Source organism: Shewanella sp. Isolate13 (assembly GCF_022398325.1).
Classification (GTDB): Bacteria; Pseudomonadota; Gammaproteobacteria; order Enterobacterales; family Shewanellaceae; genus Shewanella.
The window spans coordinates 1-18,062 of record NZ_JAKEVD010000006.1 but is presented as its reverse complement, the minus strand read 5'-3'; the positions used below and the strand labels follow the sequence as shown (position 1 = coordinate 18,062).

18 protein-coding genes are annotated in these 18,062 nt (G+C 45.8%); 14 read left to right on the top strand and 4 right to left on the bottom strand.

Annotation, left to right across the window (positions count from 1 at the left end; genetic code table 11):
• Positions 1-9: 9 nt before the first annotated feature.
• The 9 genes from apbC to L1D44_RS05595 are packed head-to-tail and all read left to right on the top strand — an operon-like array spanning position 10 to position 7,020.
• Positions 10-1,125, top strand: coding sequence for an iron-sulfur cluster carrier protein ApbC (gene apbC, locus L1D44_RS05635; protein ID WP_220768712.1), 1,116 nt, complete (start codon positions 10-12; stop codon positions 1,123-1,125).
• An 11-nt stretch (positions 1,126-1,136) separates the two neighbouring features.
• Entirely contained in the window at positions 1,137-1,775 is a 639-nt protein-coding gene (gene udk / locus L1D44_RS05630) for a uridine kinase (RefSeq protein WP_220768711.1), read from the top strand.
• A 33-nt stretch (positions 1,776-1,808) separates the two neighbouring features.
• Complete coding sequence (dcd, locus tag L1D44_RS05625) at positions 1,809-2,393, top strand: dCTP deaminase (protein ID WP_239889182.1); 585 nt, start codon at positions 1,809-1,811, stop codon at positions 2,391-2,393.
• Positions 2,393-3,289 carry an aminodeoxychorismate lyase gene (gene pabC, locus L1D44_RS05620; RefSeq protein WP_239889181.1) on the top strand — a complete coding sequence of 299 codons (897 nt, stop codon included), beginning with the start codon at positions 2,393-2,395 and terminating at the stop codon, positions 3,287-3,289. Before dcd ends, pabC begins: the two co-directional genes overlap by 1 nt.
• Positions 3,286-4,293, top strand: coding sequence for an endolytic transglycosylase MltG (gene mltG, locus L1D44_RS05615; RefSeq protein WP_239889180.1), 1,008 nt, complete (start codon positions 3,286-3,288; stop codon positions 4,291-4,293). Before pabC ends, mltG begins: the two co-directional genes overlap by 4 nt.
• Entirely contained in the window at positions 4,290-4,934 is a 645-nt protein-coding gene (gene tmk, locus L1D44_RS05610; RefSeq protein ID WP_239889179.1) for a dTMP kinase, read from the top strand. The genes mltG and tmk overlap by 4 nt, the downstream gene beginning before the upstream one ends.
• Position 4,935: 1 nt before the next feature.
• A complete protein-coding gene (gene holB / locus L1D44_RS05605) occupies positions 4,936-5,853 on the top strand; it encodes a DNA polymerase III subunit delta' (protein WP_239889178.1) in 918 nt (305 codons plus the stop codon).
• Between the two features lie 6 nt (positions 5,854-5,859).
• Positions 5,860-6,186: a PilZ domain-containing protein gene (locus tag L1D44_RS05600; protein ID WP_239889177.1), complete on the top strand. Its 327-nt coding sequence runs from the start codon at positions 5,860-5,862 to the stop codon at positions 6,184-6,186.
• 45 nt (positions 6,187-6,231) lie between these two features.
• Positions 6,232-7,020, top strand: coding sequence for a YchF/TatD family DNA exonuclease (locus tag L1D44_RS05595; RefSeq protein ID WP_239889176.1), 789 nt, complete (start codon positions 6,232-6,234; stop codon positions 7,018-7,020).
• Between the two features lie 233 nt (positions 7,021-7,253).
• On the opposite strand, the gene rsmF is transcribed toward L1D44_RS05595, so the two are convergent.
• Positions 7,254-8,690, bottom strand: coding sequence for a 16S rRNA (cytosine(1407)-C(5))-methyltransferase RsmF (rsmF, locus tag L1D44_RS05590; protein ID WP_239889175.1), 1,437 nt, complete (start codon positions 8,688-8,690; stop codon positions 7,254-7,256).
• A 68-nt stretch (positions 8,691-8,758) separates the two neighbouring features.
• Here rsmF and L1D44_RS05585 point away from each other — a divergent pair, with 68 nt between their 5' ends.
• The gene (locus L1D44_RS05585) at positions 8,759-9,985 is read left to right on the top strand and encodes a nucleoside recognition domain-containing protein (protein ID WP_239889174.1); all 1,227 of its coding nucleotides are present in this window, start codon (positions 8,759-8,761) and stop codon (positions 9,983-9,985) included.
• Between the two features lie 155 nt (positions 9,986-10,140).
• Here L1D44_RS05585 and L1D44_RS05580 read toward each other — a convergent pair whose 3' ends face one another.
• The 3 genes from L1D44_RS05580 to L1D44_RS05570 are packed head-to-tail and all read right to left on the bottom strand — an operon-like array spanning position 10,141 to position 14,009.
• A complete protein-coding gene (locus tag L1D44_RS05580; RefSeq protein ID WP_239889173.1) occupies positions 10,141-12,771 on the bottom strand; it encodes an MlaD family protein in 2,631 nt (876 codons plus the stop codon).
• Positions 12,749-13,390 (bottom strand): paraquat-inducible protein A, encoded by a 642-nt coding sequence (locus tag L1D44_RS05575; protein ID WP_239889172.1) that lies wholly within the window; start codon positions 13,388-13,390, stop codon positions 12,749-12,751. Before L1D44_RS05575 ends, L1D44_RS05580 begins: the two co-directional genes overlap by 23 nt.
• Entirely contained in the window at positions 13,383-14,009 is a 627-nt protein-coding gene (locus L1D44_RS05570) for a paraquat-inducible protein A (protein WP_239889171.1), read from the bottom strand. Before L1D44_RS05570 ends, L1D44_RS05575 begins: the two co-directional genes overlap by 8 nt.
• A gap of 184 nt (positions 14,010-14,193) precedes the next feature.
• Here L1D44_RS05570 and L1D44_RS05565 point away from each other — a divergent pair, with 184 nt between their 5' ends.
• The 4 genes from L1D44_RS05565 to prc all read left to right on the top strand — a co-directional run bounded on the left by L1D44_RS05565 (position 14,194) and on the right by prc (position 18,032).
• The gene (locus L1D44_RS05565; RefSeq protein ID WP_239889170.1) at positions 14,194-14,484 is read left to right on the top strand and encodes a YebG family protein; all 291 of its coding nucleotides are present in this window, start codon (positions 14,194-14,196) and stop codon (positions 14,482-14,484) included.
• 84 nt (positions 14,485-14,568) lie between these two features.
• A complete protein-coding gene (locus L1D44_RS05560; RefSeq protein WP_239889352.1) occupies positions 14,569-15,027 on the top strand; it encodes a GAF domain-containing protein in 459 nt (152 codons plus the stop codon).
• 287 nt (positions 15,028-15,314) lie between these two features.
• Complete coding sequence (gene proQ / locus L1D44_RS05555) at positions 15,315-15,953, top strand: RNA chaperone ProQ (RefSeq protein ID WP_239889169.1); 639 nt, start codon at positions 15,315-15,317, stop codon at positions 15,951-15,953.
• Positions 15,954-15,986: 33 nt separating this feature from the next.
• Positions 15,987-18,032: a carboxy terminal-processing peptidase gene (prc, locus tag L1D44_RS05550; protein ID WP_239889168.1), complete on the top strand. Its 2,046-nt coding sequence runs from the start codon at positions 15,987-15,989 to the stop codon at positions 18,030-18,032.
• The last annotated feature ends 30 nt before the right edge of the window (positions 18,033-18,062 follow it).

Sequence of the window (18,062 nt, the reverse complement as noted above, 5' to 3'; positions counted from 1 at the left end):
GTCCGTATTTTGTCTTCAACACATCCAAATTATCATCTTGATGATGATCTTCTCAGCCCTGTATTAGCGATTCTCGATACCTTTCAAGACACGTATCTGAATAAGAGTCTGTTAAGCGCAGGTATGGTCACTAAACTTGCGATTGAAGGTAAGCGACTGCAGTTGGGACTATGTTATTCATACCCATGTCAAACTCAGTATCGCGACATCGTGATGGCCGTGACGAAAGCGTTAGCTGTATTGGATGCAATTGATGAAGTTGAATGCGAAATTGACTTCCAACCAGATACCGTTTCAGCTATCAGTGCCGTTGAGCCGCTACCTAATATCAAACAAGTGATTGCCGTTGCCTCTGGCAAGGGTGGTGTGGGTAAGTCGACGACTGCCGTTAACCTCGCGTTGGCATTAGCTGCAGAGGGCGCAAGTGTCGGTATTTTGGATGCTGACATCTACGGTCCATCGATTCCGATGATGTTGGGTGTGGAAGATTTCAAGCCAGTCTCACCAGACGGCAAGATCATGACCTTTGCTCCTGCACATGGTATTGCGGCGCAGTCTATCGGCTTTATGCTTGATGGCGATCAAGCTGCAGTGTGGCGTGGCCCAATGGCCGCCGGCGCATTAGTTCAGCTACTCACCGAAACCGAGTGGCCAGAGCTTGATTATCTCGTGATCGATATGCCACCAGGAACTGGTGATATCCAGTTGACGCTTTCACAAAAAGTACCTGTTAGCGGCGCGGTAATTGTTACCACCCCACAAGATATCGCGCTGGCAGACGCTAAAAAAGGCGTCAGCATGTTCCAAAAAGTGAACATTCCAGTATTAGGCATCGTGGAGAACATGAGTTTCCACCTATGTCCTGAGTGTGGTCATAAAGATCACCCATTCGGTGCAGAGGGTGGCCAGAAAATGGCGACTCGCTACAATGTACCTCTCTTAGGTCAATTGCCTCTGCAGTTAAACATTCGCGAAGATGTGGATAAAGGCACGCCTACAGTCGTTGCCGATGAGTCTAGCCAAGTTGCAGGGATTTATCGAGAAATCGCGAGAAAAGTTGGGGCTCAGCTTGCACTATGTCAAGCGCAGCCAAAAGTATCAATCAGCATGTCTGATGACGAATAAAGGTTAGTTTAATGAACTCTAAAGATTGTGTTGTTATTGGTATTGCAGGTGCGTCAGCATCGGGTAAGAGTCTTATTGCTAAGACGATTTATGAAGAACTTTGCCGCGATCTAGGCACAGATCAAATTGGCGTGATTGCAGAAGACTCCTATTATCGCGATCAAGGTCATCTGTCGATGGACCAGCGTATTTTGACAAATTACGACCATCCAAAAGCCTTGGATCATGAGTTGTTATGCAGTCATCTGCGTGAGCTTAAAGCGGGTAACGCGGTCGATATTCCTGTTTATAGTTATAACGAGCACACTCGTACCGATGAGAAAGTGACCCTAACACCAAAGAAAGTCATTATTCTTGAAGGTATTTTGTTACTAACCGATCCGGCTCTGCGTAAAGAGATGGATGCGTCTGTATTTATGGATACACCTCTGGATATCTGCTTTATGCGTCGTCTTTCTCGTGACGTTGCTGAACGAGGTAGAACAATGGAGTCGGTCATGTCACAGTACACAGAGACAGTCCGTCCGATGTTCTTGCAGTTCATCGAGCCATCTAAGCAGTATGCCGATATTATCGTGCCGCGTGGTGGTAAGAACCGTATCGCTACCGATATCTTAAAGGCGCGTATTCAGCACTTATTAGCAAAATAAGATCACTTATCAATATAAGGGACGCTAGCGATCATGCGTTTAACAGATATCGAAATTGAAGCGTGTTTAGACAATGGCACTATCATTATGGACCCACGTCCCGCACCTGAGGCGATCAGTGGTGTGAGTGTCGATGTTAAGCTAGGCAATCAATTTCGAGTCTTTAAAGATCACACCGCCCCTTATATCGATTTGAGCGGCCCGAGCACCGAAGTGCAAGAGGCCTTAGATCGCGTGATGAGTGAGACCATCGTCATCGAAGAGGGAGAGTCATTTTTTCTTCACCCAGGAGAGTTGGCGCTATCTATCACTCACGAAACCGTGACGCTACCTGCAGACATCGTCGGATGGCTTGACGGTCGTTCATCACTTGCTCGTTTGGGCTTGATGGTACACGTGACTGCTCACCGCATCGATCCGGGATGGCAGGGTAAGATCGTATTAGAGTTTTATAACAATGGTAAGTTACCCTTGGCACTGAAACCTAATATGACGATTGGCGCACTTAACTTCGAGCGTTTAGCACATGCTGTTGCCAGACCTTATAACAAGCGTGAAAGCGCTAAATATAAGGATCAACAAGAAGCTGTTGCTAGCCGAATTAGCCAGGATAGCTAATGACACAAGTTTGGGTCGATGGACAGCCCGATAAGAATATTAATCCCCTCGATAGGGGATTAGCTTATGGCGATGGCTTATTCGCAACGATGCGAGTACATCAGGGTGAGATTCAATTCATAAACGCCCATTTTGAGCGTCTTACTCAAGGCGCTTATCGACTCGGTTTCAAATGGCAACCATCGAGCGCTTTGACGCTGCAACTCAAGACCCTAGCTAAGGCTAACCCCAACGCTTGTATCAAATTGCTGCTGACGCGAGGCGTAGGCGGTCGAGGCTATGGTGCCGCCGTTGTCAGGCACAACTCGGCAGTCATTCTCGATAGCGCGCAGCGTAACCATGGCCTAGCTGAATCCAGTTCTCTAGCCTCTATGCCACTCAATGTTACTGAGATTGTCTCTGTTCATGCCATACCGACTCACTATCAACAGTGGCAGCAACAGGGGATTCGCATAGCGCTTTCTGATGTTAGGTTAGGCCGGCAGCCTAAGCTTGCTGGCATAAAGCACTGCAATCGCTTAGAGCAGGTACTGATCAAGTCAGTGGACTTAGCTGAGAGTGTTCAAGATTGGCTGGTGCTAGATTCCGATGACAATGTTATTGAGTCATCGATGGCCAATATATTTTTTGTGGTGGAAAAGGCGATAATCACTCCTCGTATCAGTTTTGCCGGGGTGGCTGGCATGATGCGAGAACAAGTTATCCATCAACTCCTAGCGATGGGATATAGCGTTCAAATCACCGATTTTCATTACAGCATGCTAGCTGACGCTAAGCATGTATTTATAACCAATAGCCTATTTGGGCTCGTCGATGTTGTGGCTATCGCCGATAGGCGCTTTAGCCGAGCATCTTGGACTTCTAGAATAAGAGAACATCTCAGTCTGACATTATGAAAAAAGCAATAATAGGTCTTTTCGCAACGCTTTTTACGCTATTAACTTTAGCTGCCGTTGGCGCATATTGGGGATATAGCACGCTACAGGCATATGGTGAACAACCGATTAAGATAACGGCTTCACAGGAGCTCGATATTAAACGTGGTACCACTTTTAGCCAGTTTATTGCTGTTTTAGAATCAGAGAAACTGATCGATGAGGGCTGGAAGTTAAAATGGTTGGTTCGTTTAAAACCTGAGTTGGCCAATATTCGCTCAGGACTATACGATGTCACACCAAAGGACACCGTCAACAGTCTGCTTGATAAAGTCATTAGCGGGAGAGAGAAATCTTTCGGTGTGACCTTATTAGAGGGACAAACGGTTAAAGAGTGGCGTCAGGTTCTGGACTTGCAGCCAAGACTGACTCAACAAGAGCAGGTCTTTATCCAAGTGTTACGGGAAAATGGCGATGACTCAGGGCTGCCCGAAGGCAAGTTCTTTCCAGACACCTACCACTACCGTGCAGGCAGCAGCGAAAAAGCCTTGCTCAACGAGAGTTACCTTAAGATGCAAGCCGAGCTAGATAAGGCTTGGCAGAGTCGTCAAAAAGATCTGCCACTAAAGTCGGCCTATGAACTACTTATCTTAGCGTCCATTATCGAGAAAGAGACGGGCAAAGCCAGCGAGCGCCCATGGATAGCGGCGGTCTTTGTTAACCGCTTGCGTAAAGGGATGCGTCTGCAAACAGACCCTACTGTGATCTATGGTATGGGGGATAGGTATGAAGGCAATATTACCCGCAAAGATCTGCGCGAAACCACGGCCTTTAATACTTACAGAATTAATGGTTTGCCACCAACGCCGATTGCCGCACCGAGTTTAGCGGCTATTCAGGCCGCCGCACATCCTGCGGATGTTGATTACATTTATTTCGTTTCACGAAATGATGGCAGCCATGTTTTTTCAAGAACGCTGAACGAGCATAATCGTGCAGTGAACAAATATCAGAGAAATCGATGAATACACAATCACAAGCAGCTCACTCAGCCAAGTTTATCGTCATCGAAGGGCTAGAGGGAGCTGGGAAATCTAGCGCCATCGCGCTTGTTAGAGACTTTATAGAGAAGCATACAGGCAAAGCGCCAATCTGCACCCGTGAGCCTGGCGGTACACCACTCGCCGAACAGATGCGAGATCTGGTAAAGGTAGCCAACGACACAGACCCACTGTGTGACGAAGCAGAATGCCTGCTGTTTTACGCCGCTAGAGCGCAGCTGGTCGCGAACGTGATTAAGCCTGCCTTAGCCAATGGTGAGTGGGTACTCGGTGATAGACATAACTTGTCTTCGCTTGCCTATCAAGGTGGTGGGCGAGGCTTGATGCCGCTAGTATCGGCAATTAGCGATGCGACCCTAAAAGGCTTTAAGCCGGATTTAACCCTATATCTGGATATCGACCCTAAGCTTGGTCTCGAACGTGCCGCTCGTCGTGGAGAGCTGGACCGAATTGAGCAGCAGGAAATAGACTTCTTTAATCGTGCACGAGCAACCTTCTTGTCATTTGCCGATGCCGATGAGTCAATAAAGATTGTCGATGCGAGCCAAACGATGGCGCAGGTGCATAAAGATATCATCGCAATCCTTCAAGAGCAGAGTTGGTAATATGACCACGCTTCCTTGGCTGCAACCCTCGCTGGATAATTTTGCTGAGCAGATCAACACGGCTAGAGTCGGTCATGCCTACCTGATTGGCATGGATGCTGGCTATGGCGGAGAGTTATTAGCGCTCGAATTAGCCAAAATGTCACTCTGCAATCAGCTTGGTCACGGCGGTGCGTGTGGCTTTTGCAAGGCTTGCCAACTGATTGAAGCCAATAACCATCCCGATCTTTATCGGCTTGAAGCCGACGGGGCGCAGATTAAAGTCGATCAGGTTCGAGAGCTTTGTCAAAAGCTGACGACCACCGCCCAGCAGGGGGGCAGACGAGTTGCCGTTATTTTAAATAGCGAACGCTTAAATCAGGCTTCGGCTAACGCCTTACTTAAGACACTCGAGGAGCCGGGCAAGGACACTATTTTGCTGTTACAGGCCAATTCCCCGAGTCGATTAATAGCCACCATCAGTAGCCGTTGTCAGAGATTGCGTGTTGAACTTCCAAATAAGTTGCAGGTAAAACAGTGGTTAAAAGAGCAGTACCGCTTCGAAGATGATCCATCTTGGTGTTTACCTGTTGTGGGGGGACCGATGGCGGTATTGTCTGCGGTTGAAACCGAGCGATATCAAAGCTTGCTTAGCTACCGAAAGGGCTGGACACAAAGTTTGTCGTCAGGGCATCTGTGTGCTAGTTTAATAAATGTAAATGAAAAGCAAGTTTCTGATGCTCTTAAAGTTTTATATCTAGTGATACACAGGGCTTTAGTTAAGAAGCAAGATAGTGATCCACTGATTAGAGCTAATCTCGCTAATTTTGCGGCGAAAGTGATGCAGCTAGAAACCCGCTTATCGGTAATGCCAAACGTGAATTCGTTAGCGTTATTTGAGGGGTTAACCATTGAGTATAATCAGCTAATGAGCCAATAAACACCTATGACTAATCTTGTTGTCAAATTTGATTCTTTACAGCAACTCTACCGCGCCTATATGCCGTTTATTAAACCTATCGGTATATTTGTCAGTTGCAGCGAAAGTTTCACGCTTGGCCAAGAGATACAGGTTTCCTATCAGCTCCCAGGTGATATTCAAGCTCATAACTTTACAGGTTCGGTGATTTGGATTAATCCGTTAGGCGCCTCCGGCGGGCGTCCAGCTGGAATTGGGGTGAAAATTCTAACTGAGCCTGATTTTCATAAGCATCAAATAGAGCAACTGCTGTCACGACAACTTGCCTCGGGTGATTTGACCTGCACTATGTAGCTGGGTAGACTTGCGGTCCTTTTTGTTGTTTGTTGGATTTTCATTGTGCTTATCGATTCACATTGTCACTTAGATCGTTTAAAAATCGCCCCCGATCAGGCATCACTTCAAGAGATTATCACTGCGGCTAAAGCGCGGGATATCGGCTACTTTCTTTGTGTCAACGTAAGACAGCAAGGCTTTGTGGAGATGAAGCAGAAAATGGCTGCATTCGATGAAGTATTTCTATCAGCCGGTGTTCACCCTTTAGATGTACAAGATGGCTTAAACATTCAAGAGGTCGAGCAGTTTGCTCGTGATGAAAAAGTTATCGCCATCGGTGAAACAGGCCTAGATTATTTCTATGCCAATGAAACTAAAAGTCTACAGCAGACCTGCTTTGAACAGCAGATTGATCTCGCTGTCAAAGTCAATAAACCACTCATTATTCATACTCGCGATGCCCGAGAAGATACCATTAACTTTCTAAAGCGTGGCAAGGCTGATACCGTCGGCGGCGTGCTGCATTGCTTTACCGAAGATTGGGAGATGGCTAAGGCGGCAATCGACTTAGGCTTCTACATTTCAGTTTCAGGGATTGTGACCTTTAAAAATGCCGCTGAGCTTCGCAACGTGATCAGAAAGGTACCAAAAGACAGGTTGTTGGTGGAAACTGATTCTCCCTATTTAGCCCCAGTTCCTCACCGTGGAAAAGAGAATCAACCCGCATTTGTGCGAGATGTCGCCGAGTTTGTGGCAGAGCTAAGAGGGGAGAAGTACCCTGATCTAGCCCAGTACACAACAGATAATTTCTTCAGATTATTTAAAGATGCAGCAAGGCTGGCGGGACGCTAACTCTAGTTGTTGCACAAATTCCAGACAAAAAAAGACCCAAAACTATTCCGATTGTTCTGGGTCTAGGGGAATGGCTCACAAGGAGCCGTGCGCTACTGTTGTTTACCATTGCTGGTAAAAAAAGGTTAAATCACATCTTCGCTAAAGACTAATGATATAGAGTGTAGACCAGCTTTTAGCATTGTGGGTGGTTATTTTTTGACAAGCCCCACCCAAATGTAACGAATTGTGTATTATTGATACAACGCAATCTTATCTTTTACTAAGTCCCTAGGAAGGTTGTTCTTTAACTTGTTGCCTAGATGCTTGGCAACGCCAAGCGGATTGTTAGCGTAACTGACAATCACTTCCCCTTGAGGTTTAACTCTTTCTTGCAAGCCGATGTCGCGGCCCATCAAGAAGTCCTTTGCCTGTTCATCACTGAGCTCAAAACGGGTGGGAGATGATAGCGCTAATATCGCTTCGTGGCGGACTTTGTAGCCTTTTTTTAATGCATCGGCGAGTTTTATGCCTATTCGCTGAAAACGCATCTTACCTATTAATGGCATAACAGGGTTTGGAAACAGCCAAAACTCCAGATCTCGCACCATCACTTGGGCACTATCGGGTAAATCGATAGAGAAACTGTCTTTAAAGTACTGTGTTAACTCTTCAACTTGTTTTGGCTTTGCAGGGGTAAACGGAAAGTTCTTCTGTTTTTTTGGCTCCGGAACTTGGCGTTCTACGGCTGCATGTTTGCGGATCTTGGCTACAAAGAAACCTTCACTGTCATAGATCTGCGGCCAGACATGTAAAAAGCCCTCTTCGGTGCAGGCTTTCTCCGCTTGCGGGAATAGCTCCGTTAAAGGGAGAAACTCAACGGCTTCACCATATAAGGCTTTTAAGTGATGGCAAACATCTTGGTTTTCTTGGCGGCTAAGTGCGCAGGTGGAGTAAACCAGACTTCCCCCTACCTTTAAGGCAAGAAAAGCTGACTCTATGAGTGCTTTTTGGGTGTCGACAATCCCTTTTGCGTCATTGTTATCCCAGTTTTTAAGTGCGTCAGGATCTTTTCGAATGGTGCCTTCGCCGCTGCAAGGGGCATCGAGTAGAATCGAGTCAAAGGTCTCGAACATATACTCGCCAAACACCCGTGCGTCGAAATGGGTTAAGGCACAATTAGCTACGCCCATACGAGCCACGTTAGCATGTAACACTTTGACCCGACTTGCCGAGTATTCGTTGGCGACGAGTAGGCCTTGATTCTGCATGAGGGCTGCGATCTGAGTGGTCTTAGAGCCAGGCGCTGAGGCCATGTCGAGCACTAAGCTATCGCAAGAAACACCTTGCTGCTCTAGGTTTTGGCTGGCATCAAACAGCGCCGTTGGCGGCAACATGGAGCTGGCTTCTTGAATGTAAAATAGACCTTGCAGGTGCTCGATGGTATTGCCTAATTGAATGTCTTGGCTCAAGGTTACCCAAAAGCCGTCTTTGCACCAAGGAATAGGGTCAAAGTGCCAGCCTTTTTGTGTCATCAAGTCGATAAAGTTAGCGCTACTGATTTTGAGCGTATTGACTCGGATAGAAAGCCGCAACGGCTTATTGCTAAAGGCGATAAAGTCTTCCATTGATAAGTGAGATGGAAGATCACGTTCGATGCTATCGAGAAAATTCTGATTAAAATGAGCCATATGTCGAAGATAATGCGGTAAAGTAGCGGGATTATAACAGATTAACTAAATGATAAGAGGGAACTTGGGTGCTAAATAAGATCTGGTTTGGCTTTTTCGCTACCGCACTCATTGCAATTCTGGTTGAAGTGCTAACGGGACACACGCAGATACTGTCTGAAAGCGTGAGTGCCATTTTCTCGAGCTCTAAATTAGCGGCTGAAATCGCGCTAGGCTTAATCGGCGTGTTATCGCTTTGGATGGGCTTAATGCGGGTGGGTGAGAAAGCCGGTGTCGTTGCCGTTTTTTCGAAAATGTTTGAGCCATTATTGTCAAAATTGATGCCAGAGGTGCCAAGAGGGCATCCCGCTTTCGGTAGCGTCACCATGAATCTTACAGCGAATATGCTAGGTTTAGATAATGCTGCCACGCCACTAGGGCTCAAGGCGATGCAGGACTTGCAAACCTTAAATCCTAATAAGAGTGTGGCCACCAATGCTCAGATCTTGTTTTTGGTCTTAAATACTTCTTCGATCACCTTAGTGCCTGTGACCGTATTTTTATATCGTGCCCAGCAAGGAGCGGCAGCACCTGCTGATGTTTTTTTGCCGATTTTACTCGCTACTACAGCATCAACCCTTGCTGGCTTAACTGCTGTGGCTTTGGTTCAAAGACTCTCTTTAATCAATATGGTTGTGCTTGGTTATGCGGGCATTATTCTATCTTCTATCATAGGCTTAGTATTTTATTTAAGTACCTTGACAGTAGCGGCCATCGGTGAGGTGAGCACCGGCCTTGGTAATGGCATTTTATTGCTACTTATCTTTAGTTTCGTCCTCGTTGCGGGGATGCGAAAAGTCGCTGTCTATGATGAGTTTATTGAGGGGGCGAAAGAGGGCTTTGGACAATCGATTAAGCTTATCCCCTATTTACTCGCGATGTTACTCGCCATTGCACTTTTAAGGGCCTCTGGCGCGTTAGATTATTTGCTGCAACTGATAGCCGGTTTAGTCGCGTTTGCAGGTGGAGATGTGCGTTTTGTCGATGCCATGCCAACAGCGATCATGAAACCTTTCAGTGGTTCCGGCGCTAGGGCTATGATGCTTGAAACCATGCAGCACTATGGCGTCGACTCATTCGCTGGGCGTTTGGCGGCGATACTACAGGGAAGTACCGAAACGACTTTCTATGTGTTAGCGGTATATTTCGGCGCTGTCGGGATCCGTAATGGAAGGCATGCGCTGGCTTGTGGCTTATTTGCCGATCTCGCTGGGATCATCGCGGCAATTATGGTTTGCTATCAGTTCTATGGCTAAGCTTCTCTATGTCTAAGCATCATTTAGAGCAAAGGCTTAGATAGCACAAATAAAAACGAGGCCAATAGCCTCGTTTTTATTTGTGAGTACTCAAAGCACTCGTACGGACTCGCTTTAAGTGACCCCTTAGTGCGAACTTGCTTAGTTCATTCTACTTACTCAGGTTTAGCCGTCTGTACTGGAGACCAACTGAGCCAGTTCGGATCAACTTTGGCGTTAAGCTTAAACGTCTGTTGTTTAGCAAGTGCGTTAGCTGCAGTGGTGCTCTCTTTCGTGGCCATCCCTATGCCACCGGCCAAGATGGTTTCCAAAGAACCGGTTTCAATCTGTGCACCTGAGAAAAGGCCCACATCGACTTTTACTCCTGAAAGGTCCCAAAATACGCTAGATTGATTGACTAAGTGTCGATACTCATTTTTAACATGGGCGTGCATAATTACGCCTGTTCCTTGCTCAGATAGTTGGTAACCATCGACTTGACCGATTTTAACCCCTCTAAAGAAGATAGCGGTTCCTGCTTTTACCGAGCCGAGATTAGCCTTACTTAGGCTAAAGGTTAGGGCGTCGTCGATATTATGGAAAGGCTTTTCAATCTGGCCAGTAAAACTAGATGACTTTACTGCACTTTGTCCCGGGAACACTTCGATATAGGGGCCTGTGATAAGGGTTTCAGGTGCCTTAATACCCGCTAATGAGATATCGGCATCGATGATCGAGTAGGAAGCATCCTGTTGGTTAAAGTTGGCAGCATATTGACCATACAGGTAGGCTGTAACATTTAGCTGTTTCAGATCTTGGCTTAAGGTGACTTGGTCTACTTCACCTACCTTGTGGCCAAGATAACGAATAGGTGCCTTGGCTGCGAGTTTTACACTAGCGGGGAAGGTAAGGCTAATTGCTTGCGCCTGACTTAGAGCTAAAAATCGGCTGTCATATAGGTAGCGACCATCGGCGACTCGTTCGCCTTCGATTAGTCCAAGGCTAATGCCACCTTTTAATGCCCCTTTTAACGGAGCAACGTCAACCTCGACCCCAGATAAGCTTGCATTAATAGATACAGCGTTGTTTCGCCAAAATACGGTTTGACTGTTGAGTAAGCTTTCAAAGGCCCGCTCAATCGTCATATCGATGACAAAGTTGTTATCGGAGGCTTGCCATTGTACACGAGTTACTTGGCCGATTTGCATCTTCTTATAATAGATGGGGGAGCCCGCGGATAAGTCTGCTGCGTCTTGGCTTAGAAGACGTTTCTTGATGAGGTTTTGACTGGCATAAAAGTCCTTGGCCTCATCGTTACTAGCAAACACGCGTAATGAACTCTTGTTGGTCGCTAAAGCTTTGCTTGAGCCTCTCACTAGGTTTAATGCGCCGTTGGCTAAGGTATTTAAATCGCGGGTTTTGACTTGAATCCCCTCTAGGCTGGCGTCAATAGCTAAGGCAGACTCTGCGATAAAGTGGCTATTTGCGCTGACTAAGTCGGTGAAGTCGGGCGCTATTTCTATTTGGTATTCAACTTGGGTTAACGCGTTATTAAGTTGACTAGAAAGCACTTGGCCTATTTTTATCTGTTTATAGCGGATCTCGGCCCCGGCACCGACCCCTGGGTTTGACTCTGAATAGAGTGTTAGCGTCAGCTTGCTGACGTTGTTAGGCTCAGGCGCCTGTGTTAATAGGTTATATTCTTGTTTTGCAGCACCAGTTCCAGGCACGAAATTGATCACACTGCCAGTGATTAGACGCTCAGGATGTTTGATCCCAGATAGCGAAATGTCAGCACCCTCTAGCCAAAAATCTGCGGTTTCGGTCAGGAGTTCCTGATAGGTGTTATCAATTTTTGCAGTTAAGGTAATGCCGTCATCACTCAGATCCTTTTGGGTGATTTGACCAATTTTTATGCCTCGATAGACGATAGGTGCATTTTGAGCGACCGATTCTTCACCGCTTGCCTTAAGAGTAAATTGCACGCCGCCCAATGCGTCTTCTTGATTATCATAAAGGGTAAATTCATGCTTATTCTCTGCGGACTTAGCGGTATCATTTGAGCTAAAGCTAATTCCCCCGGCAAGTATTGACGCTAGGCTTTCACTACTGACTTTCACGCCAGAGAGGGAGGCGTCGACGCTGATCCCCGATACGTTCCAAAACTGGGAGTCGACTTTTACAAGCTGAGCATATTGATGCTGGATAAAGGCGGTAACTAAAATTTCATCTGCGCTTTCTAGATGATAGCCCACAACTTGTCCCACAGGGATCTGTCTATAAAAAACAGGTGATCCCACATCTAGCGAGCCCAATTTTTTAGTGGTGATGTGTACGATTAGGCCTTCAACACCTGGGGTTATAACTGGGGCAGTGGTTTCGGCTTCGAAGAAGGAGCGAGAGTCACCTTCACCGGGTAAAATGCTAATGTAATTACCGGAAAATAGGGTATCTAATCCCTCTACACCAGTAATCGATGCCTTAGGTTTTACCAACCAGAACTTTGTTCCTTCGTTAACAAATGGGGCGGCGCGATAATCCATGAGTACGTCAACATTTACCCCTTGCAGGTCATCATCGATACTCATGTCGACGACTTTACCGACAGTCAGCCCCTGATATTTGACCAGAGTCTTACCTATGTCCATGCCTGTCGCACTAGGAAAGTGAATTGTCACCTCTACGCCCGATTCGCGTATGCTCTTCACACCGAGCCACGCCCCTAATGCGAGGGCGATAATAGGTAATAACCAAATCGGTGAAAATAGTTTTTTCTTTACGATTTTAGGCGTTTGTACTTGAGTCATCTTTTGCTTCCAATCTATCCCAGAGTAAACGGGTATCTATGACTTTTGCAGCTAACTGCGTGAGTAAAATTACTAAGGCGAACGCTGTGGCGGCGGGGGCCGGCTTAGCGTCTAATAGCTGCCCCATATTGACGACAGCGACGGTAAGAGAGATAACGAACAGATCCAACATCGACCAGCGGCCTATCCATTCAATGACGTGAAATCCTGTCATCAGCTTCTTTTTAGAGATAGGCAATTTAAAACTGATCGCACACAGATAAATTGTTAAGCCGACAATCTTGAGGATGGGCACTAAGATACTGGCAACAAACAGTATGATCGCGATTGGGATCATATCGGTTTTGACTAAGTGGGCAATACCAGAAAAGATAGTATCTTGGGTCACCCGCCCCTGATTGGTTAAGGTAGAGATAGGGTAAACGTTGGCAGGGATCAACAAAATCATCGCCGTTATGAGCAGGGCCCAGCTTTTTTGAACACTGGAATAGTCTCTGACAGTCAGAGCGGCACCACAGCGACTGCAGTGGGTCGATTTAGCGCAGGTCACTTTATGGCATGTTGGGCATGAGGTAAGACCGATATCTTTACCTAGCATGGTCGAGTGATTATCACTCATCGAGATAGCTCCACATATGTTCTAAATCATACTCCCGCATTAAAAATAGTGTCATTACAAATAACATAGTAAAGCAGAACGTGCCGAACCCAAAAGAAACTGTGGCAAAGTCGGCTAAGTTAAAAGCCGCCACTAAGAAGCTAATCACGAAAATTTCCAACATGGTAAGCTGAGTGAGCACTCCTTGTATCTTTAAGGCGTGCTTGAAAGCCGTCCTCAGAGAAGGGGAGCTTAATCCATATTTGACGATTAAAATCTGCATCAGTATCGAGAGCAGTAATAGGCCTGGAGCGATGACAGCAGAGGTTAAAACGGCAATCCCAACCAACCAATAGCCCTGATGGTAGACCGACAGCGCCCCCTCTATAACTGTCGTGGTTCTCATACTTCCTAAGAACTCTAACTCTAGTACGGGGAATAAATTGGCTGGGGCAAAAAAGAAAATGGCCGTTAAGCATAAGGCTAACATACCGTTTATTGAGCAGTATGGCGTATCGTATAACGAGGTGTGACATCGTGGGCATACAGCACGTACGCCAGTTGGTAGTGCTCGTTTCCGAATGACTAAGTCACAGGAACGGCACAAAGTAATACTGCTATCTACAGTTTCCTTTCCCATTTGTTTTAATATCCAAGTGTACAGTACATGCGTCAATCATACGCACGCGCTGTACTTTGCGCCTATGCGATTGAAATTACAGAGCCATTAACCCGATAAGTTTATCAGATAATCAAGAAAACTTGCATAAGAAGTTCAATATGTGAGACTCTCCACTGTATATAAAAACAGTGTGAGGTTGGATATGGCCGTTATAACTCAATTTGTTGTCGTTAGAGAAGGGGTTGAAAAGATGACTTTTACATCGAAGAAGGAGGCTGATGCCTACGATAAGATGCTAGATATCGCTGACAACCTTATTCCCTTCTTAAGTAAGAGTGAATTAGAACTCGATGAACGTGATGTGGAGAAGCTGAGCTTTTTCCTCGCTCAGAACAAGGATGATCTGCAAATATTACTCAAGGGCGGCTCACTGACGAAGAAGGCGGCGCCTAAAAAAGCTGTCAAAAAGCCTGAAAACAAGGAGCCTAAATAAAACTGCTTGTTAAAGGGCTAGGGTTTGTTGTTAGAATGCTGCAATTGTATTTTTAGCTGTAGATAAAACTGTTAGGAAGTATTTATTGTGAATGACTTTTATGACACTCTGAATCGTCAAGTTCAGGCATTACTGACTGGCGAAGACGATACGATTGCAGCGTTAGCTAATTTTTCTGCGCTATTAAATGATAACCTTACGGATCTTAATTGGGTCGGCTTCTATTTACTCAAGCACAATGAGTTAGTGCTGGGGCCATTTCAAGGTAAGGTTGCTTGTTCGCGCATCCCCCTTGGCAAGGGAGTCTGCGGTACGGCGGTTGTGACCAACAGCACACAACGAGTCGATGATGTTCATCAGTTTGTTGGGCATATCGCCTGCGATAGCGCCAGCAATTCTGAGTTAGTCGTGCCGTTGCGTCGAAATGGAAAGGTTATTGGGGTGCTGGATATTGATAGCCCTTCGTTATCAAGATTCAGTGAAATTGATCAACTTGGCATCGAAACTTTGGTTAAAAGTCTCGAAATTTGCCTAATTGATTAATCTACGACCAATTATCGCTAATTGTAGGTCGCAATCATTTGAAGCCTCTCTATAATAAGCGCTTTGAGTAATGAAATTAAGCGAACACATTTGTATTCTAGAATTGAATACATGGAGTTTGTGATTTGTTGTTGCTAAGGTAGGTTTGGTTTTAAGGGCGAAAACAGATGTTAACAATTTTTCATTTGTTATTTGTGCCTTGATCAAACGAATATAAACGACACATAAGTTGATACATGCCCTTGAGCTTGTCGGCGGTGTCCCTTTTTTAAACTGTGGAAGTAAAGATGGAATCAACAGAAAAGTTGACCGATACCAACGCTATTCTTGCGTATTTGTACGAAACATTTCCTTTATGCTTTATAGCTGAAGGCGAAACGAAGCCATTAAAAATTGGATTGTTTCAAGATTTAGCGGAAAGGTTAGCTGATGATTCTAAAGTCAGTAAAACTCAGCTTAGAATCGCGTTAAGAAGGTACACCAGCAGCTGGCGTTATCTTAAGTGCGTAAAACCTGGTGCACAGCGTATCGATTTAGATGGCAATGCTTGTGGTGAGCTTGAGCAAGAGCATATTGACCACGCGGCAGCTACACTTAAAGAGAGCCAAGACAAAGCTAAGGCTAAGAGAATGGCTCAGGCAAAGAGTGCTAACCCAGCGCCTAAAGCGGCTAAAAAGCCGGTTAAGAAGCCAGTTGCTAAGCGTCCAAAAGCCGCTCAAAGCAGCAAACCTGTAAAAGAAGTCGTTGCGGCAGAAAATTTAACGCCTGCTGTTTTAACTGAATTGAAACCAAATCAGCGCGTGAATGTCAAACTAGGTAAGGCACCAGTCGCTGGTGTGATTTTGGACATCAAAAAAGAAGATGTTCAAGTTCAGTTAGACTCTGGTTTAACCATTAAAGTTAGAGCTGAACACATACTGCTGTAATGGCTTAAAAGCACATAAAGGAGTGACTTGTTGATGCGAAAACTTTCTCTGGCTGTATCCATTGCCGGTATTTTTGTCGGATTCTCGGCGTGGGCGGTGAGTCCCACTATTCAATTCAGCGAGTTACCCGCTCTTAAGCAGGAGCCGCAGCATAAGGTAGCCAGTAAGCGTGTTACCGGGCTATTCACTCGTTCTCATTATCATCGCTTTGATATGGATGATGCATTCTCACAGCAAGTATTCGAGCGTTATCTAAAACAGTTAGATTACCGTAAGAATGTATTACTGCAGTCAGACATAGATAGCTTTAAGCCTTACTCGACTCAATTCGACGACATGTTGAAAAGTGGCGACTTGAATCAAGCTTATGCGATGTATGAACTGGTGCAAAAACGTCGTTACGAACGCTTTGCCTACGCTTTGTCTCTGCTTGATGACGAGATGGCATTCGACGTACCTGGCGATAAATATGAGTACGACAGAGAAGATGCCAGTTGGCCAAAAAACGAAGCCGAGTTAAATGAACTCTGGCGTCAACGCGTTAAATACGATGCGTTAAACCTTTCTCTTACCGGAAAAAACTGGGACGAGATCGTTAAAGTGCTTGAAAAGCGCTATAACAATGCCATCAAACGCCTGAGTCAGACACACAGTGAAGATGTGTTTCAAGGTGTGATGAACGCATTTGCTCGTACGGTCGAACCGCACACGAGTTATCTATCTCCACGCAATGCCGAACGTTTCCAAATGGAGATGAATTTAAGTCTAGAAGGCATTGGTGCGGTGCTTCAAGTGGATGACGATTATACCGTTATTAAGAGCCTTGTTGCTGGTGGTCCCGCTGCTACGAGCGAGAAGTTATCACCCGAAGATAGAATTGTCGGTGTTGGTCAGGAAGGCGAAGAGATTGTCGATGTTATCGGTTGGCGATTGGACGATGTGGTCGAGCTCATTAAAGGACCGAAGGGCAGTAAGGTCGTACTAGAGATCTTGCCAAAGAAAGGCGGAACGAGCGCTAAGACCTTCGAACTCACTATCGTTCGCGATAAAATTCGACTAGAAGATCGCGCTGCAACGTCTAAGGTGATTGAACCGACAGACGGTCCATATGCGAATCGTAAAGTCGGTGTTATTCAGATCCCTGGATTTTATATGGATCTGTCGAAAGATGTCTCTAAAGAGTTAGCTGAGCTAAAAGAAGCCAAAGTTGAAGGGGTCATCATTGATCTTCGTGGTAATGGCGGCGGCGCCTTAACCGAAGCGACTCTGTTGACTGGTTTATTTATCGAGCAAGGCCCAGTCGTTCAAATTCGCGATGCCAATGGCAGAGTTTCACAAAATCGCGATAACGATGGTCGTGTGACCTATGATGGTCCTTTGACAGTGATGGTTGATAGATACAGTGCATCGGCATCAGAAATTTTTGCCGCGGCATTACAAGATTATGATCGTGCGTTGATTGTTGGTGAGTCGACCTTTGGTAAAGGTACGGTGCAGCAACATAAGAGCTTAGGCCGTATTTATGATATGTACGAGAAGCCAATTGGCCACGTACAGTACACAATTGCAAAATTTTACCGCATCAACGGCGGAAGTACCCAGCTTAAAGGTGTGACACCCGATATTCCATTCCCGAGTGCGTTAGAGCCAGGCGAGTATGGCGAAGCGGAAGAGGAAAATGCACTACCTTGGGATAAAGTTCCTGTAGCCCAATACGGTACGCTCGGTGAAATTTATCCGCAGCTGATCGCTAACTTAGATGGTAAGCATAAAGCTCGAATTAAGTCTGATGTTGAATTTGGCTATATCTTCCAAGATATTGCTGAATTTAAAGAAAACCATGATGACAAAACGGTTTCTTTAGTGAAGAGCGAGCGCCTAGCAGAACGTGAAGAGAATGACGCGAAGCAGCTTGCCCGAGCTAACGATAGACTCGTTAGAGAAGGGCAGGAAAAAGTTAAGTCTCTGGATGATATCCCTGATGATGTTGAAGTCGCCGATGCCTTCTTAGATGAAACGGCGTATATCACTTTAGATTTGGTTGATATCGAAAAGTTAGCTAAAAACCAAAAAAAGTAAAATTGGGTAAATAAAAAAACGCGCTTAAAG

What these genes read in the sequence shown, in the direction of transcription:
- udk (WP_220768711.1), top strand. Translation starts at nt 1,137, where the DNA reads ATGAACTCTAAAGATTGTGTTGTTATTGGTATTGCAGGTGCGTCAGCA.
- dcd (WP_239889182.1), top strand. Translation starts at nt 1,809, where the DNA reads ATGCGTTTAACAGATATCGAAATTGAAGCGTGTTTAGACAATGGCACT.
- pabC (WP_239889181.1), top strand. Translation starts at nt 2,393, where the DNA reads ATGACACAAGTTTGGGTCGATGGACAGCCCGATAAGAATATTAATCCC.
- mltG (WP_239889180.1), top strand. Translation starts at nt 3,286, where the DNA reads ATGAAAAAAGCAATAATAGGTCTTTTCGCAACGCTTTTTACGCTATTA.
- tmk (WP_239889179.1), top strand. Translation starts at nt 4,290, where the DNA reads ATGAATACACAATCACAAGCAGCTCACTCAGCCAAGTTTATCGTCATC.
- holB (WP_239889178.1), top strand. Translation starts at nt 4,936, where the DNA reads ATGACCACGCTTCCTTGGCTGCAACCCTCGCTGGATAATTTTGCTGAG.
- L1D44_RS05600 (WP_239889177.1), top strand. Translation starts at nt 5,860, where the DNA reads ATGACTAATCTTGTTGTCAAATTTGATTCTTTACAGCAACTCTACCGC.
- rsmF (WP_239889175.1), bottom strand. Translation starts at nt 8,690, where the DNA reads ATGGCTCATTTTAATCAGAATTTTCTCGATAGCATCGAACGTGATCTT.
- L1D44_RS05580 (WP_239889173.1), bottom strand. Translation starts at nt 12,771, where the DNA reads ATGACTCAAGTACAAACGCCTAAAATCGTAAAGAAAAAACTATTTTCA.
- L1D44_RS05575 (WP_239889172.1), bottom strand. Translation starts at nt 13,390, where the DNA reads ATGAGTGATAATCACTCGACCATGCTAGGTAAAGATATCGGTCTTACC.
- L1D44_RS05570 (WP_239889171.1), bottom strand. Translation starts at nt 14,009, where the DNA reads ATGGGAAAGGAAACTGTAGATAGCAGTATTACTTTGTGCCGTTCCTGT.
- L1D44_RS05565 (WP_239889170.1), top strand. Translation starts at nt 14,194, where the DNA reads ATGGCCGTTATAACTCAATTTGTTGTCGTTAGAGAAGGGGTTGAAAAG.
- proQ (WP_239889169.1), top strand. Translation starts at nt 15,315, where the DNA reads ATGGAATCAACAGAAAAGTTGACCGATACCAACGCTATTCTTGCGTAT.
- prc (WP_239889168.1), top strand. Translation starts at nt 15,987, where the DNA reads ATGCGAAAACTTTCTCTGGCTGTATCCATTGCCGGTATTTTTGTCGGA.